This is a genomic window from Kribbella sp. NPDC049227, from assembly GCF_043197265.1.
Taxonomy (GTDB): Bacteria; Actinomycetota; Actinomycetes; order Propionibacteriales; family Kribbellaceae; genus Kribbella.
This window is the reverse complement of sequence record NZ_JBICST010000003.1, coordinates 379,141-395,985: the sequence shown is the minus strand read 5'-3', so window position 1 is coordinate 395,985 and position 16,845 is coordinate 379,141. Positions and strand designations below refer to the sequence as shown.

12 protein-coding genes are annotated in these 16,845 nt (G+C 67.3%); 7 read left to right on the top strand and 5 right to left on the bottom strand.

All coding sequences use genetic code 11. The features are described 5' to 3' along the window. Positions 1-14: 14 nt before the first annotated feature. The 4 genes from ACGFH6_RS14175 to coxB all read right to left on the bottom strand — a co-directional run bounded on the left by ACGFH6_RS14175 (position 15) and on the right by coxB (position 4,506). A complete protein-coding gene (locus ACGFH6_RS14175) occupies positions 15-1,244 on the bottom strand; it encodes an Ig-like domain-containing protein (RefSeq protein WP_393383642.1) in 1,230 nt (409 codons plus the stop codon). 198 nt (positions 1,245-1,442) lie between these two features. After that, positions 1,443-1,838 carry a cytochrome c oxidase subunit 4 gene (locus ACGFH6_RS14170; protein ID WP_393383640.1) on the bottom strand — a complete coding sequence of 132 codons (396 nt, stop codon included), beginning with the start codon at positions 1,836-1,838 and terminating at the stop codon, positions 1,443-1,445. Continuing rightward, positions 1,835-3,616, bottom strand: a complete 1,782-nt coding sequence (gene ctaD / locus ACGFH6_RS14165) for a cytochrome c oxidase subunit I (protein WP_393383638.1) — start codon at positions 3,614-3,616, stop codon at positions 1,835-1,837. Before ctaD ends, ACGFH6_RS14170 begins: the two co-directional genes overlap by 4 nt. Continuing rightward, positions 3,613-4,506, bottom strand: coding sequence for a cytochrome c oxidase subunit II (gene coxB, locus ACGFH6_RS14160; protein WP_393383636.1), 894 nt, complete (start codon positions 4,504-4,506; stop codon positions 3,613-3,615). The genes ctaD and coxB overlap by 4 nt, the downstream gene beginning before the upstream one ends. Positions 4,507-4,670: 164 nt before the next feature. Here coxB and ACGFH6_RS14155 point away from each other — a divergent pair, with 164 nt between their 5' ends. From ACGFH6_RS14155 to ACGFH6_RS14125, 7 genes are all read left to right on the top strand, one after another. Continuing rightward, a complete protein-coding gene (locus ACGFH6_RS14155) occupies positions 4,671-5,786 on the top strand; it encodes a cysteine desulfurase family protein (RefSeq protein ID WP_393383634.1) in 1,116 nt (371 codons plus the stop codon). Further along, the gene (locus tag ACGFH6_RS14150; protein WP_393383632.1) at positions 5,783-5,995 is read left to right on the top strand and encodes a sulfurtransferase TusA family protein; all 213 of its coding nucleotides are present in this window, start codon (positions 5,783-5,785) and stop codon (positions 5,993-5,995) included. Before ACGFH6_RS14155 ends, ACGFH6_RS14150 begins: the two co-directional genes overlap by 4 nt. Positions 5,996-6,008: 13 nt before the next feature. Beyond that, on the top strand, positions 6,009-6,578 hold the full coding sequence (locus ACGFH6_RS14145; RefSeq protein ID WP_393383630.1) for a GNAT family N-acetyltransferase: 570 nt from the start codon (positions 6,009-6,011) through the stop codon (positions 6,576-6,578). Continuing rightward, positions 6,575-7,135 (top strand): GNAT family N-acetyltransferase, encoded by a 561-nt coding sequence (locus ACGFH6_RS14140; protein WP_393383627.1) that lies wholly within the window; start codon positions 6,575-6,577, stop codon positions 7,133-7,135. Before ACGFH6_RS14145 ends, ACGFH6_RS14140 begins: the two co-directional genes overlap by 4 nt. Next, positions 7,132-7,854 (top strand): NAD-dependent deacetylase, encoded by a 723-nt coding sequence (locus tag ACGFH6_RS14135; RefSeq protein ID WP_393383625.1) that lies wholly within the window; start codon positions 7,132-7,134, stop codon positions 7,852-7,854. Before ACGFH6_RS14140 ends, ACGFH6_RS14135 begins: the two co-directional genes overlap by 4 nt. 74 nt (positions 7,855-7,928) lie before the next feature. Further along, the gene (gene pulA, locus ACGFH6_RS14130) at positions 7,929-13,619 is read left to right on the top strand and encodes a pullulanase-type alpha-1,6-glucosidase (RefSeq protein ID WP_393383623.1); all 5,691 of its coding nucleotides are present in this window, start codon (positions 7,929-7,931) and stop codon (positions 13,617-13,619) included. A 73-nt stretch (positions 13,620-13,692) separates the two neighbouring features. Further along, positions 13,693-15,822 carry a M1 family aminopeptidase gene (locus ACGFH6_RS14125; protein ID WP_393383621.1) on the top strand — a complete coding sequence of 710 codons (2,130 nt, stop codon included), beginning with the start codon at positions 13,693-13,695 and terminating at the stop codon, positions 15,820-15,822. A 40-nt stretch (positions 15,823-15,862) separates the two neighbouring features. On the opposite strand, the gene ACGFH6_RS14120 is transcribed toward ACGFH6_RS14125, so the two are convergent. Next, positions 15,863-16,840: a serine hydrolase domain-containing protein gene (locus tag ACGFH6_RS14120; RefSeq protein WP_393383619.1), complete on the bottom strand. Its 978-nt coding sequence runs from the start codon at positions 16,838-16,840 to the stop codon at positions 15,863-15,865. Positions 16,841-16,845 lie beyond the last annotated feature (5 nt).

The following is a 16,845-nucleotide window of genomic DNA, read 5'->3' as shown; positions in this document are numbered from 1 at the left end:
CCTCGAGGGCACATCTAGGACAGGGCTGAGCCGGCCTTGTAGTTGGCCCAGGTGGTGTTCCAGTCGGTCCAGCCGTTGCCGGGCTCCATGTGGCGGGTGGTGCCGGTGACGATGACCGGGTCGCCGCGGAGGGTCTGAGCGAAGTACCACTGGGCGTCCTTGAGGCTCATACCGACGCAGCCGTGGCTGACGTTGGCGCTGCCCTGGCTGCCGGCGGACCACGGCGCTCCGTGGATGAACTCGCCGGAGCTGGTGACTCGCTGCGCCCACTTCACGTTGCTGATGTTGTAGTACTCCGGGTCGCCCGGCTTGATGCCGACCGTCGCGGCGTCCATCCGCTTGGTGGGGAACTTCTCCATGATCACCTTCACCCCGCTGCGGGTGGTGAAGCCGTCCTTGCCGGCGGTGATCGGGATGGTCCGGGCCACCTTGCCGTTGATCGTCACGGTCATCGAGTGCTTCTTGACGTTGACGTTGCTGACGACCGACTTGCCGATGCTGAAGGCAATCGTCCGGCTGGCCGTGCCCCACGTGTTGCTGCCCGCGTTGACGCCCTGCGTGGCGATGTCGACGGTCACCTTGGTGCCGGCCGGCCAGTAGTTCATCGGCCGGTAGTTGACCTGCTTGCTGTTCACCCAGTGCCAGCTGCCGGTGACCGGGACCGAGGACTTCACCGACAGGCGCTTCTCGACCGCGGCGCGGTCCTTGACCGGGTTGTTCCAGTAGATCTGGATCGGCATCGCGACGCCGACGGTCTCGCCGTTCAGCGGGGCGACCGAGGCCTTCAGGCTCCTCGTCGCCTTCAGCGTCTTGAACGTCGAGCTGATCGGGACCGTGGCGCCGTCGGTGCCCTCGGCCGTGCCGCTCAGCTTGTACGACGCGCCCGGCTTGAGCTGCGGCGTGGACGTCCACTTGGTCCGGTCGGTGTTGAAGCTACCGGTCACCTTGTCGCCGTCGTCGTCCTTGAGGGTGATCGCCTTCAGGGAGCCGACGGAGGTGCTCACGGTCACCGGTTGATCCGGCTTGACCGAAGCCGCGCCCTTGGCCGGGACGACCGAGATGCTCGCCGCGGCCGGATTCTCCGACGGGCTGGACGAGGTGCCCGGGCTGCTCGAGGCGCCCGGCGTACCACTGGTCTGGGTGGCCCCCGGCGACGGCGATCCGCCCGCCTCGGTGTCGCTGCACGCGGTGCCGACCAGCAGCATCGCGCAGATCCCCACCACGGCAAGGCCGTGTTTCCTCACCGAACCGCTCACCATTCCCCAGCTCTCCCCTGTTTGCATCAACCGCCGCAAGGGTAACCCGTAGTACCGGAATCCCCGCGCAAGCACACCGCCACCACAGTGGTACGGACCACAACGGCCCATTCTCCGGTGGCATCCCTTAAGACGCACGAAAGCGCCATCCGGTTGGCTTCCGGATGGCGCCCGTACGAGCTTCAACTAGTGAGCGTGGTCACCGCGGTAGTACTCGAAGATGAACCCGGACAGCGTGATGATGCCGATGCCGCAGCCGGCGATGAACAGCCACCAGCCGAACACGATGCCGAGGACGACGACCGCCAGGGTCATCCCGCACCACAGCGGCCACCACGAGTACGGCGGGAAGAAGCCGAGCTCACCGGCGCCCTCCACGATCTCGGCTTCCTTGCGGTCCTCCGGCCGGGCGTCCATCCGGCGCGCCGTGATGCTCAGGTAGAACGCCACCAGCAGGGACAGGAAGAACGTCATCGTCAGCGCGGTGGTCCCGGTCGGGTCCTCCGACATCAGCCAGTAGATCGGCGTGACGACCAGCACGAACACGCTCAGGATCCCGAAGACCCAGGCTTCGATCTTCACGCCTTGTCCTTCCCCTCAGCGTCGGTGTCGCCCGCGACCTGCTCCAGGTGCTCGACCCGGCCCTCGTCCTCACCGGCGTCCAGCAGGTTGTCCTTGCCGGCCCGGTTGTCCGGGTACTCGGCCAGGGCCAGATCGGCGTGGTGCAGGTCGAACGCCGGGCTCTCGGACCGGATCCGCGGCAGCTTCTCGAAGTTGTGCCGCGGCGGCGGGGAACTGGTCGCCCACTCCAGCGAGCGGCCCCAGCCCCACGGGTCGTCGACGCCCACCTGCGGCGCCTTGCGCGACTTGTAGACGTTGTAGAAGAACGGCAGCATCGACAGGCCGAGGATGAACGCACCGACGCTGGAGACCTCGTTCAGCGTGGTGAAGCCCTCGTTCGCGCCGTACGACGCGTAGCGCCGCGGCATGCCCTCCACGCCCAGCCAGTGCTGGACCAGGAACGTGGTGTGGAAGCCGATGAACAGCAGCCAGAAGTGCAGCTTCCCGAGCTTCTCGTCGAGCATCCGCCCGGTGAACTTCGGCCACCAGAAGTAGAACCCGGCGAACATCGCGAACACCACGGTCCCGAACACCACGTAGTGGAAGTGCGCGACCACGAAGTACGAGTCGGACAGCTGGTAGTCCAGCGCCGGCGAGGCCAGGATGATGCCGGTCAGACCGCCGAAGAGGAAGGTCGTGAGGAAGCCCACCGACCACAGCATCGGTGTGTCGAACGAGACTGAGCCGCCCCAGATCGTGCCGATCCAGTTGAAGAACTTCACCCCGGTCGGGACCGCGATCAGGAACGTCATGAACGAGAAGAACGGCAGGTTCACCGCACCCGTGACGAACATGTGGTGCGCCCAGACCGCCACCGACAGGACGGCGATACCGAGGGTCGCGGAGACCAGACCGATGTAGCCGAAGACCGGCTTCCGGCTGAACACCGGCAGGATCTCGGTGATGATGCCGAAGAACGGCAAGGCGATGATGTACACCTCGGGATGCCCGAAGAACCAGAACAGGTGTTGCCAGAGCAATGGCCCGCCGTTCGCGGCATCGAAGACGTGAGCCCCTAGGGCTCGATCCGCCTCCAGCATCAGCAGCGCGCCGGCCAGGATCGGGAAGGCGATCAGCACGAGGATCGAGGTGACCAGGATGTTCCAGGTGAAGATCGGCATCCGGAACATCGTCATGCCTGGTGCCCGCATGGTGATGATGGTCGTGACGAAGTTGACCGCACCGAGGATCGTGCCCAGACCGGCCATCCACAGACCCATGATCCACAGGTCGCCGCCGACACCAGGCGAGCGGACCGCATTGGACAGCGGAGCGTAGGCGAACCAGCCGAAGTCGGCCGCGCCGCCCGGGGTGAAGAAGCCGCTGATGGTGATCAGGCCGCCGAACAGGAACAGCCAGAAGCTGAACATGTTCAGCCGCGGGAACGCGACGTCGGGGGCGCCGATCTGGATCGGCATGATCTCGTTCGCGAAGCCGACGAACAGTGGTGTCGCGAACAGCAGCAGCATGATCGTGCCGTGCATGGTGAAGAGCTGGTTGTAGACCTCTTCGTTCACGATCTGCAGGCCCGGCTTGGCCAGCTCGGCGCGGATGAGCAGAGCCATCACACCGCCGATCAGGAAGAACGCGAACGACGTGATCAGGTACATGTGGCCGATCAGCTTGTGGTCGGTGGTGGTCAGCCACTTGACCGCGATCTGGCCCTTGCTGCGCCGCCGCGGCAACGCGGTGATGCTGGTGCTACCGATGGCGCCGGTGCGCTCGGCGAGGTCGGTCACTTCTCCCCCTCCTGCTCCCCGTGACCGGGGATGGTGGTGGCGTCTTGTCCACCGGTGGCGGCGCCGGTCTGGCCCCTGGCGGCCAGGTCACGCAGATGCGCGTCGTACTCGTCCTTGCTCACGACCTTGACGGTGAAGACCATCCGGCTGTGGTAGAGCCCGCAGAGCTCGGCGCACTTGCCGGCGAAGGTGCCGGTCTTGGTCGGGGTCAGCTGGAACTTGTTGGTCCGGCCCGGGATGACGTCGAGCTTGAAGTAGAACGACGGCACCCAGAAGGAGTGGATGACGTCCGGAGAGGTCAGGTCGAACTGGACCGACTCGTTCACCGGAAGCCACAGCTCGGCCGGCTTCTGCAGCGTGCCGGTCTCCCAGACGCCTTCCTGCCCGTCGACGGTGTCCTTGTAGTTGAAGGTCCACTGCCACTGCTGGCCGACCACGTTGACCGTGTGCGACGGGTTGTTCGACATCGCCGTGATCTGGTTGCCGTGCTCGACGGTGTAGAAGAACAGCACGCCGATGATCGCGAACGGCGCCAGCGTGTAGAGCACCTCGAGCGGCAGGTTGTACCTGACCTGCTTGGGAGCCTCGTCGTTGCGCTTGTAGTAGCGCACGGAGACGTACAGGATCAGGCCCCAGACCATCACACCGACGATCAGCGCGGCGATCCAGGCACCGATCCAGAGGCTTCGGACAGCCTCGGTCCGGTCCGATGCGCCCTCGGGGAGACCGAGTCGTTTCCACTGCTCAGTGGTCGCCGACGAACAACCGGTCAGCAGCAGGGTGGCGAGCACCACTCCCGTACCGACCAGCAGGCGTCGCTTCGCCGGACGTGTGGCGCCGGCAAGACCTGCCGCGCGCTCGTCCACTCCGGGCGTGCCGTTCGAACCCACGGGGCGCCTTTCCCTTCCCAAGTGAGACTGACGACCAAACACTACTGGACACCTTTCGCGTTCTTGCGCAGAGGTAGGGCCAAGAGCATGTCGTCCCCTCCGCTGCCTACTGCGGGGCACTCGGGACGGCATCGGAGGGGACGACATGCTCTAGCGTTTCCCGTGTGAGTGAGCGTGCGTATCTGGACGCGGCGTCGGCGGAGGCGTTACACCCGGCAGCGCGGGAAATGTTGCTCTCGGCAGTCGATTCCGGCTGGGCCGATCCGGTCCGCTTGCACCACGAGGGCCGGACCGCGCGACTGCTGCTGGACAACGCCCGGGCGGTCGTCGCCGACGCGGTCGGAGTGCGGCCCGACGAGCTGTTCCTGACCACCTCCGGTACGGCGGCCATCCGCGCGGGCCTGACCGCAGTCACGGCGGCCCGCAAGCGGGTTGGCGCTGCCGTTGTCCACAGTGCCGTCGAGCATTCCGCCGTACTGCACACAGCCGGGGACGCGGGCGTAGAGGTCGGCGTGGACCTGGTCGGCCGGGTCGACATGGATGCGTTCAGCGAGGCAGTACGTGCGCCGGGTGTCGCGGTGGCGGCGCTGCAGTCGGCCAACCATGAGGTCGGCACGCGTCAGCCGATCGAAGCAGCCGCCGCGGCGTGTGGCGACGTACCGCTGTTCGTCGACGCGGCCGCGTCCATCGGGCACGACGCCGTACCGCCGGGATGGTCGGTGCTGACGGCAAGCGCCCACAAGTGGGGCGGACCCGCCGGCGTCGGCCTTCTGGCGGTGCGCAAAGGGACGCGGGTCGCGCCGGCCTGGCCGATGGACGAGCGCGAGGACGGCCTCTCCCCGGGCTTCCCTGACATCCCCAACACGCTCGCCGCCGCGGCCGCCCTCCAGGCCCGCCTCGCCGAGGCGGCCGAACTGAACAAGAACCACCACGCCTGGATCGACGAGCTCAGGCAACGAGTGGCCGCCGAGATCCCGGATGTCGAGGTGGTCGGCGACCCCGAGGACCGGTTGCCGCACGTCCTCACCTTCTCCTGTCTGTACGTCGACGGGGAGGCACTCGTCACCGCCCTCGACGCAGAAGGCTTCTCTGTCTCCAGCGGTTCGGCCTGTACGTCGAGCACCCTGCGACCGTCCCATGTGCTGGCAGCCATGGGCGTCCTCACCCACGGGAACGTCCGCGTCTCCCTGGCCCGGACCACGACGTACGACGAGATCGACCGGTTCTGCACCGTCTTGCCGGGGATCGTGCGCCGGATCCGCGCGGAGGTAGGGATGTGAACATCGACCTGGACTGCCGCAGCCTGCTCTGCCCACTCCCGGTGATCAAACTGGCCAAGACGCTACCCACCGTCGCGATCGGCGACACCGTCACCGTCCTCGCCGACGACCCGGCCGCCGCCACCGACATCCCGGCCTGGTGCCGGATGCGCTCTCAGGACCTGGTGTCGGCGGACGAAAACAGCTACGTCGTCCGGCGGGTCAGCTGACAGACTGCCGACCGTGAGCGACTTCGCGGTGAAACCGACGCTGACAGGTGAGCTGGTCGTGTTGCGTCCGTTGGACGAGGGCGACTACGACGCGCTGGTGGCGGCGATGGCCGATCCCGAGGTGACCAGGTTCACCGATCCTCACGACGACGGCAGCGGCGTCGAGGAGGAGATGTACCGCGAATGGCTGCGGACCCGGAAGGACCAGACCGATCGCCTGGACCTGGCGATCGTGTCGAAGGCGACCGGCCGGACCGTCGGTGAGGCAGTGCTGAACAAGTGGAGTCCGGACGACGAGTCGTGCAACTTCCGGATCATGATCGGCGCGGACGGCCGCGGCCAGGGGCTCGGGACCGAGGCGACCCGGATGATCGTCGACTATGCCTTCGAGCGGCTCGGGCTGTACCGGATCTCGCTCACCGTCTTCGCGTTCAACCCGCGCGGGCGGCGGGTGTACGAGAAGGCCGGCTTCGTCGAGGAAGGCCGGCTGCGGCAGGCGGTCGCCCTGGACGGCGAACGCCACGACGACATCATGATGTCGATCCTGGCCCCGGAGTGGCAGACGCTACGGTCTGACGCATGACCGACTTCGCGGAGAAGCCGACTCTGACGGGTGAGCTCGTCGTACTGCGGCCGCTGGATGAGGGCGACTACGAGCCCATGGCCGCGGCGATGGCCGACCCGGATGTTGCCCGACTGACCGGGAGTCACGGCGAGATCGGCGAGGAGCGGGCGCGCGAATGGATGCGGACCCGGAAGGACCAGACCGACCGGCTCGACCTGGCCATCGTGGACAAGGCCACCGGGACCGTCGTCGGTGAGGCGGTGCTGAACGACTGGGACCCGGACAACCGGTGCTGCAACTTCCGGATCCTGATCGGACCGGCCGGCCAGGGTCGCGGGCTCGGGACCGAGGCGACCAGGCTGATCGTCGGCTACGGCATCGAGGAGATCGGGCTGCACCGGATCAGCCTCGGTGTGTACGCCTTCAACCCGCGGGCGCAGCGGGCGTACGAGAAGGCCGGCTTCGTGGTCGAGGGCCGGCTGCGGGACTCGCTGCTGTGGGAGGGCGAGTGGGTCGACGAGATCGTGATGTCGGTCTTGGCTCCGGACTGGAAGGCGCTACGTTCGGAGGCGTGATCCATGCCGACCGAATCGCCGTACTGACCGGAGCCGGGATCTCGACCGCGTCCGGCATCCCCGACTTCCGCGGCCCCCAGGGAGTCTGGACGAAGAACCCGGCCGCGCAGGCGATGTTCGACATCGACGAGTACGTTGCCAGCCGCGCGGTCCGCGTGGAGGCATGGAAGCACCGGCTCGCCGTCCCGGTCTGGACGATGGAGCCCAACCCCGGCCACCTGGCCCTGGTGGAGCTCGAGCGGCAGGGCCGCCTGACCGGCCTGATCACCCAGAACGTCGACGGACTGCATCAGAAGGCCGGCTCGTCTCCGGAGCTCGTCCACGAGTTGCACGGGACGGTCCGCTTCGTCGAATGCCTGGAGTGCGGGCGCCGGATCCCGATGGCCGACGTACTCGCCCGGCTGGACGCCGGCGACGAAGACCCTGCCTGCGAGGTGTGCGGCGGCATCCTCAAGTCGGCAACCGTCTCCTTCGGCCAGTCGCTGGACCGCCGCGTCCTCGACGCAGCCGTCGCCGCCGCCGAGGCAGCCGACGTGTTTCTGGCCGTCGGCACATCCCTGCAGGTCTACCCCGCCGCCGGCCTGTGCGACATCGCTCTGAACGCCGGCAAACCCCTGATCATCCTCAACGCCGAGCCGACGCCGTACGACGAGGAGGCGACCAGCATCCTGCGCACGCCGATCGAAAGCACTCTGCCAGGCCTCGTGACCCGACCGTGACATTCGAGCCCTCCTCACGGTGAAAGTGGCGGGTTAGCGTCCCGGCAGACTCAGTCGGCTGGGAGGGGACCGGGATGCGCGGGTTCAGGCGATGGACGGCAGGGTTCACCGCGGTAGCGGTGGTCGTGCTCGGACTCGGTACGGCGGCACCGGCACCCGCGCAGGTCGCGGCGGATCGGGTGATCACGCTGGCCGGGTCGCTGCAGAACGAACTCGGCTGCGCGGGTGACTGGGACCCGGGCTGCGCGGCGACCAGTCTGGGCGCGGCCGCGCCGTACGCGAAGGTCTTCGACGTGCCGGCCGGCTCGTACGAGTACAAGGTCGCGGTCAACGGGAGCTGGGACGAGAATTACGGTGCCGGCGGGGTGCTGAACGGTCCGAACATCCCACTGCGGATCGAGGGACCGGCCAAGCTCGCCTTCAGCTACGACGACACCAGCCACGTCGTCAGCGTGAAGCCGGTCGACCTGGCCGGGTCGGCAGTGACCCCGGCCGACAAGGCGCTGTCGTCACCGAGCCTGCGCCAGGACCTGACCAAGGAACGGTTCTACTTCCTGATGGCGGACCGGTTCGCCAACGGGGACAGGTCCAACGACGCCGGCGGGCTGACCGGCGACCGGCTGCAGACCGGCCTGGACCCGACCGACAAGGGCTTCTACCACGGTGGCGACCTGACCGGCGTGATCCAGAAGCTCGACTACATCAAGTCCCTCGGTACGACGTCCATCTGGCTCACGCCGTCGTTCAAGAACCGGCCGGTGCAGGGCGCCGGTGCGGACGCGAGCGCCGGGTACCACGGCTACTGGATCACCGACTTCACCCAGATCGACCCGCACCTGGGCACCAACGCGGACATGAAGCGGCTGATCGATTTGGCCCATCGCAAGGGCATGAAGGTCTTCTTCGACATCATCACCAACCACACCGCGGACGTGATCGCGTACCAGTCCGGCCAGTACGGCTACATCCCGAAGTCCACGTCGCCGTACAAGGATGCTGCCGGCAACGTCTTCGACGACAAGACCTACGCCGGTGGCGACGTCTTCCCGCCGCTGGACCGGAACACGTCGTTCCCGAACGTTCCGGTGTTCCGCGCGCCGGCGGACGAGACCGTGAAGGTGCCGGCCTGGCTGAACGATCCGACGCTGTACCACAACCGCGGCGACTCGACCTTCGCCGGAGAATCGGCGGAGTACGGGGACTTCGTCGGCCTGGACGACCTGTTCACCGAGCAGCCGCGGGTGCGCGACGGGATGATCGACGTCTACAAGAGCTGGGCCGAGTTCGGCATCGACGGGTTCCGGATCGACACGGTCAAGCACGTCAATCTGGAGTTCTGGCAGAAGTTCTCGCCGCAGATCCTGGCCGCGGCCAAGGGCGCCGGCGCGAAGGACTTCTTCATGTTCGGCGAGGTGTTCGACGCCGACCCGAAGTTCATGTCGACGTACACCACGGCCGGCGCGCTGCAGGCCACCCTCGACTTCGGTTTCCAGCAGAACGCGGTGGCGTTCGCGAAGGGCGATCCGAGTACGAAGCTGCGCGACCTCTACGCGAACGACGACTACTACACCGACTCCGACTCGAACGCGTACCAACTGCCGACGTTCCTCGGCAACCACGACATGGGCCGGGTCGGCACGTTCCTCAAGCAGGGCGGTGCGAACGGCCAGGAACTGCTCGCCCGCGACAAGCTGGCGCACTCGCTGATGTTCCTCACCCGTGGTCAGCCGGTCATCTACTACGGAGATGAGCAGGGCTTCACCGGTCCTGGTGGTGACAAGGACGCGCGGCAGGACATGTTCGCCACGAAGACGACCGACTACACCGACGACGAGGTCGTGGACGGCAGCGGTACGACGACGATCGGCAGCAAGGACAGGTACGACGCCAACGCGCCGATGTACACGCACATCGCTGCACTGCAGAAGCTTCGGGCGAAGTACCCAGCACTGGCCGACGGGCGGCAGGTGCACCGGTACTCGTCGAACTCCAGTGGGCTGTACGCGTTCAGCCGGCTCGGCAGCGACAACGTCGAGTACCTGGTGGTCGCGAACAACTCGTCGTCCGCCGCATCGGCGACGATCCCGACGTACGGGTCGAACACCTCGTTCAAGCCGGTCTACGGTGGCTCCAAGTCGGTGCGGACCGACCGCGAGGGCCGGGTGCTGCTCAGCCAGGCGCCGCTGTCCGTGACCGTCTATCAGGCCCAGAGCAAGGTGCCGACGCCGTCCAAGGCACCGGCTGTCTACATGAGCTCGCCGGAGCTCGGTGCGACGGTCGGCGGGCGTGCTGAGATCGCAGCCGCAGTCCCCGCGAACACTCCGGTGACGGTGACCTTCGGCTACCGGCCCGTGGGGACGACTGCGTGGCAGCGGCTCGGGTCTGACGACAACGCGCCGTACCGGGTTTTCCAGGACGTGTCAGGGGTGCCGAAGGGGACGCTGCTCGAGTACCGCGCGGTGCTCCGGGACGTGTCAGGTCACTACTCGGTGTCAGGGTCGTACGGCGTCGTCGGCGACGCTGCTGCCCCGGGTGGCGGTGATGGCGGCGTCGGTCCGGTCGTGCAGCCGGCCAATGTCAGCGTGCCGGGTGACCACAACGGTGAGATGGGCTGCCAGGCGGACTGGGCGCCGGACTGCGACCAGGCGCAGCTCACGCTGGACCCGAAGGACAAGGTGTGGAAGGGCACCTACACCACCATCCCGGCCGGTGAGCACGCCTACAAGGCGGCCATCAACAAGGCGTGGGACGAGAACTACGGCGCCGGTGGCAACCAGAACGGCGCCAACATCTCGTACACCGCGCCGGCCGCCGGGCCGGTGACGTTCTACTACGAACACGGCAGGCACTTCGCCACGTCCAGTGCGGAGGGGCCGATCATCACAGTGCCTGGTTCGTTCCAGTCGGAGCTGGGCTGTCCGGCCGACTGGGATCCGGCCTGCATGCGACCCTGGCTGACGGACGAGAACGGCGACGGCACCTACACCTGGTCCACCAGCGAGCTGAAAGCGGGCAGTTATGAGGCGAAGGTCGCACACAACCTGTCCTTCGACGAGAGCTACCCGGCCAACAACGTTCCGATCACTGTGCCGGCGGACGGCCTGGTCGTCACGTTCTCGTACGTGCTCGCGACCCACGCGCTCACTGTGACGACGTCCAAGCCCGGTGCGCAGCCGGACCTGAGCCAGGCCAAGGCCTACTGGCTCGGCCGCGACCTGCTCGCCGTACCGCCGATTGCGCACCCGGAGCGGTCGCGCTGGCGACTGCACTGGTCGGATGACGGCTCTCTGAAGGTGGACGCGGACGACATCGGTGGTACGTCGGCCGGACTGCGCTATGACAGCGGTGGGATCCCTGCCGCGGTCCTGGCGAAGTTCCCAGCGCTCAAGGGGTACACAGCGCTCAGACTGGATCACGCGGACGCCCGCAAGATCCTGACCGGGCAACTCGGGCTCGCACAGTACGACGACGCCGGGCGTCTGCTCGATGCGACCGGCGTACAGATCCCTGGAGTCCTCGACGACCTGTACGGCGGGTCGGCGGCCGGGCGCTCGTTCGGCGTGACCTGGCAGGGCGGCGCGCCGCGGTTCACGCTGTGGGCGCCGACTGCACAAAAGGTCAATCTGCTGGTCGGATCGCAGACAATCGCCATGAAGCGCGGCGACGACGGATCGTGGTCCGCCAGCGGGCCACGGTCCTGGAAGAACGCCGCCTACCGCTACCAGGTGACCGTGTTCGCACCGTCGACGGGCAAGGTGGAGACCAATGTCGTCACCGACCCGTACTCGGTCGCGCTCACGACCGATTCGGCGTACTCGGTCGCTGTCGATCTGAACGATCCGGCCGGGAAGCCCGCGCTCTGGTCGAGTACGCCGTCGCCGAAGCTCGCGCGTGCGGTCGATTCGACAATCTACGAACTGCATGTCCGCGACTTCTCGATCAGCGACAGCACCGTGCCGGCCGCACACCGTGGCACCTACCTCGCCTTCGCGGACGAGGGCAACGGGACGAAGCATCTGCGTGCGCTCGCGGCCGCCGGCCTCAACACGGTGCACCTCTTGCCGACATTCGACATCGCATCGATTCCGGAGACCGGGCAGCAATCGCCTGCGTGTGATCTGAAGGCGCTGCCGCCGGACTCCGAGCAGCAGCAGGCCTGTGTGACCGCGGTCGCGGCGAAGGACGGCTTCAACTGGGGCTACGACCCGTACCACTGGCTCGCGCCCGAAGGTTCGTACGCGACCCAGCGCGACGGTCTCGCCCGCGTCGCCGAGTTCCGCACGATGGTCGGCGGACTGCACAAGTCCGGGCTGCGCGTCGTACTCGATCAGGTCTACAACCACACCCCGGCGGCCGGTCAGGCGCCGACGTCGGTGCTGGACAAGGTCGTGCCCGGGTACTACCAACGGCTCAACGCGACCGGGAAGGTCGAGACGTCGACCTGCTGCAGCAACATCGCGACCGAGCACGCGATGGCCGAGAAGATCATGGTCGACAGCACGGTCAGCTGGGCCCGGACCTACCGCGTCGACGGGTTCCGGTTCGACCTGATGGGCCACCACAGCAAGGCCAACATGCTGAAGGTCCGGGCCGCGCTCGACCAACTGACCCTCGCCAAGGACGGTGTCGACGGCAAGAAGATCTACCTGTACGGCGAGGGCTGGAACTTCGGTGAGGTAGCCAACGACGCGCTGTTCGTCCAGGCCCGGCAGGGCAACCTCGGCGGCACCGGGATCGGCACGTTCTCCGACCGGCTCCGGGACGCGGTCCGCGGTGGCGGTCCGTTCGACGAGAACCCGCGGATCCAGGGCTTCGGCTCCGGCGCCGCGAGCGACCCGAACGGCGACCCGGTGAACGGCTCGGAAGCGGACCGCGCGAAACGGCTCGCCCACGACACCGACCTCGTCCAGCTCGGTCTGGCCGGCAATCTGCGCGCGTTCAGCTTCACGTCCGCCGAGACCGGTGCGGTCGTCCGCGGCGACGGGGTCGACTACAACGGTTCGCCTGCGGGGTACGCCGACCAGCCGGACGAGGTGATCACGTACGTCGATGCCCACGACAACGAGACGTTGTGGGACTCACTGACCTACAAGTTGCCGACGGCAATGACGATGCCGGACCGGATCCGGATGAACACGGTGTCGCTGGCAACGACCGCGCTCGCGCAGACCCCGTCGTTCTGGCACGCCGGCGCGGACATGCTGCGGAGCAAGTCGCTGGATCGCAACTCGTACGACTCCGGCGACTGGTTCAACACGCTCGACTGGACCGGCGCCGACAACGGCTTCGGCCACGGCCTGCCGCCGAAGCCGGACAACGAGGCCAAGTGGCAGTACATGCGTCCACTCCTGGCCAACCCGGCCCTGAAGCCGACCGCCGCGGACGTCGCGACCGCCTCCGCCGCGGCGGACGACCTGCTCAAGCTCCGCTTCTCCACTCCCCTGTTCCGCCTGGGCTCCGCGGACCTGATCAACCAGAAACTCAGCTTCCCCCTGAGCGGCACAACCCCCGGCGTCATCACCATGCACATCGACGACACCGCCGGCCCCAACGTCGACCCGGCCCTCAAGGGCGTCCTGGTCGTCTTCAACACCACCGGCTCGACCGTCACCCAGACAATCCCGGCCCTGGCCGGCCAATCTCTGTCGCTGTCCCCCGTCCAGGCCAACGGCGTCGACCCAGTGGTCAAGGCAACAACCTGGACCTCGAGCACCGGCACGGTGACCGTTCCACCACGGACGGTCGCCGCACTGATCCAGACCTGAACCCTTCCTCGGATGCGCTGTGCTCCGTAGCGTCGATAACTGACAAATTGCACAGCGCATCCGAGGGGGAGAGATGTTCCGACGTGCGAATCTGCTGCTGTCCGGAGCACTTGTCACGGCGCTGAGCCTCGGTCTGGGGACGGGGACGGGAACGGCGTCCGACCACGCAGCACGGTTCACACCGGGGGCGGTGGGAGCCGGCGATCCGTACTTCCCGACCGACGGGAACGGTGGCTACGACGTCAAGCACTACCTGCTTGACGTCAGGTACGCGCCGGCGACCAACCGGCTCACCGGGGTCGCCACGATCAGCGCCCGCGCGACTCAGAACCTGTCGCGGTTCAACCTGGATCTGCAAGGCCTCACCGTTCGGTCGATCATCGTCAACGGCCGACCGGCCGACTGGTCCCGCGCGGCCGACGAACTCACCGTCAAACCACGGTCCGGTCTGCCCACTTCGAAGGACTTCACCACGGTGATCCGCTACGACGGCATACCGCAGACCCTCGACGACGGCAGCGGGTTCATCCACACCGACGACGGCACGGTCGTGATAGGTGAAGCAGGGGTCGCCGACACCTGGTTCCCGGTGAACGACCATCCGATCGACAAGGCGGCGTACACCTTCAAGGTCGCGGTTCCGGTCGGGCTGGAGGCCGTCGCCAACGGCATCTTGAAGGACAAGCGCACCAAGGGCGGCTGGAGCACGTGGACCTGGGAGGCCAAGGAGCCGATGGCTTCGTACCTGGCGACCGCGACGATCGGCCAGTTCGATCTGCGGGCCTACCAGCGACAGGGCATCCGCTACTGGGACGCGTTCGATCCCGACCTGTTCGACTCGGCCGTACCGCGGACTGGTCGGCAGTACGCTCTGTCGCAACGGGTGGCGACAGACGAGCCGGCGTACAAACGTCTGGCCCGGACCATCAGCGTACCCGCGGCGGGCGCGAACCTGTCCTTCTGGATCAACCGGGACACCGAATGGGGCTGGGACTACGTGTTCGTCGAGGCGCACACCGTCGGACAGGAGGACTGGACCACGCTGCGCGACCTCAACGGCCACACCGCACAGGAAACCGGCCAGGTCTGTCCCTACTGGCATGCGCTGCACCCGTTCCTCGGCCACTACCAGACCGCACAGTCCGACGGCACCTGCGCGCCGTCCGGATCCAGTGGCTCCTGGTGGGCGGCGAGCGGCCACAGCGACGGGTACGAGCAGTGGAAGATCAACCTGTCGGCGTACAGCGGTAAGACCGTCGAGGTGTCGATCACGTATGCCAGTGACGACGCGGTTCAGCTTCCGGGCGCCGTCGTGGACGACATCGTCGTCTCCACCGGCCCCGGTACGACGTCGTTCGAGGCCGATGCCGATCCGTTGGACGGGTGGACCGTGCCGGGGCCGCCGGCCAGCAGCGCAGCCAACGTGAACGACTGGATCGTGGGCACGGCCGCGGACGCACCACCCACCACCGGCGAGGTAGTCAACGCGTCGTTCGCGCGGCAGACCGAGATCGTCGATTTCCTGTCCGGCACCTTCGGCCGCTATCCCTTCACCGCCTCGGGCGGCATCGTCGACGACGCCGACGGGCTCGGGTTCGCGCTGGAGAACCAGACCCGCCCGATCTACCCGCGGTACTTCTTCGCCGACGCGGTCTCCGGTCAGGGCGTGATCGTGCATGAGCTCGCCCACCAGTGGTTCGGCGACAGCCTCGCGGTGGCCCGCTGGCAGCACATCTGGCTGAACGAAGGGTTCGCGACGTACGCCGAATGGCTGTGGGGCGAGCACGACGGCCTGGGCACGGCGCAGGAGACGTTCGACTTCTTCTACAACCTGTTCCCGGCGGACGACCCGTTCTGGACCTTGCCGATCGGCGACCCCGGAGCGGACTTCCTGTTCGAGTTCCCGGTCTACGCCCGTGGCGCGATGACGCTGCACCAGCTCCGACTGGCCGTGGGTGACGCGGACTTCTTCACCATCCTGCGGACCTGGGCGAAGACCAACCGCAACGGCAATGTCACCACCGACCAGTTCATCGCACTGGCCGAGAAGATCTCCGGACAGCAGCTCGACAGCCTGTTCCAGACCTGGCTCTTCACCACCACCAAACCGATCCTCGCGACCGCCGCCAAGCTCACGACCACGACAACCCCGGAGGCAGCCTCGAGCCTGCTCGCAAGAGCCAAGTCCGCTCCACGACGCTGACCTCCGCCCCGACCTCTGGCGAACGTGAGGTCGCACCCACCTAGTTGTCGTTGAGGAGACCGCCGAGCAGTTCGGCGGTCTCCGGCGACTCCGTGCGCGTGCCTGTGTACGACAGCGTCAACTGCAGTTCGTCGGAGTGGTAGCTCAAGGTCAGGTAGCCGAAGATCCCGCCGGTGTGCCCCCAGACCACCCGTCCGCCCGCCAGGGTCCGCCGCTCGATCCCCAGCCCGTACCCGAACGAGTCGTCCGTCGCCACGACCGTCTGCATCGCCTCCAGCTCGGCGTCGGCGAGCAGTTTCCCGCCGAGTACGGCGGCGTAGAACCGATTGAGATCGGCTGCCGTCGACACGATTTCCCCGGCTGCCCAGGCCTGCGAGGCGTTGAAGCGGGCCAGGTCCACCGGTTCGCCGTCCACCGGCCAGTATCCGTGGGCGTGGGGCTCCGGCAGCTCGACCTCGTCGCCAGGTAGCACAGTCCGCTCGAGTCCGAGCGGCCGCAGGATCCGCCGAGCCACCTCGTCGCCGTACGCGCTTCCGGTCAGCGCTTCGATCAGCAGGCCGAGCGCGATGTAGTTGGTGTTCGAGTACGACCACGAAGCGCCTGGTTCGAACAGCCGCGGCTTCGCGAGGCCAGCGCGCAGCGTGTCGGCCGGATCCCAGTGCAGGTACCGGTCCTGGACGATCTCCTCCGGCTCAGTGAGATCGTCGGTGTAGTTGTAGAGGCCGCTGGTGTGATTCAGCAGTTGCCGCAGGCTGATCGACTTCGGCAGGTCAGGCAGCCATTCGGTCACCGGCTCGTCCAGCGTCAGCCTGCCCTCGCCGACCAGCTGCAGGACGACGACCGCCGTGAAGGTCTTCGTGATGCTGCCGGCCCGGAACCAGCCGTCCGGATCCACCGGGCGGTCGAGGCCGAGCTCGGCGACACCACTCGAGCCGATCCAGGTCGTGCCCGGCGCTGCGTAGTGCAGCAGCACCCCGGCCGCACCGTCGTTCACCAACGAGTCGAGGTACGTCTGCATGCGGC

Coding starts and splice junctions, on each gene's coding strand:
- ACGFH6_RS14140 (WP_393383627.1), top strand. CDS start 6,575: ATGACCGACTTCGCGGAGAAGCCGACTCTGACGGGTGAGCTCGTCGTA.
- pulA (WP_393383623.1), top strand. CDS start 7,929: ATGCGCGGGTTCAGGCGATGGACGGCAGGGTTCACCGCGGTAGCGGTG.
- ACGFH6_RS14125 (WP_393383621.1), top strand. CDS start 13,693: ATGTTCCGACGTGCGAATCTGCTGCTGTCCGGAGCACTTGTCACGGCG.
- ACGFH6_RS14120 (WP_393383619.1), bottom strand. CDS start 16,840: ATGCAGACGTACCTCGACTCGTTGGTGAACGACGGTGCGGCCGGGGTG.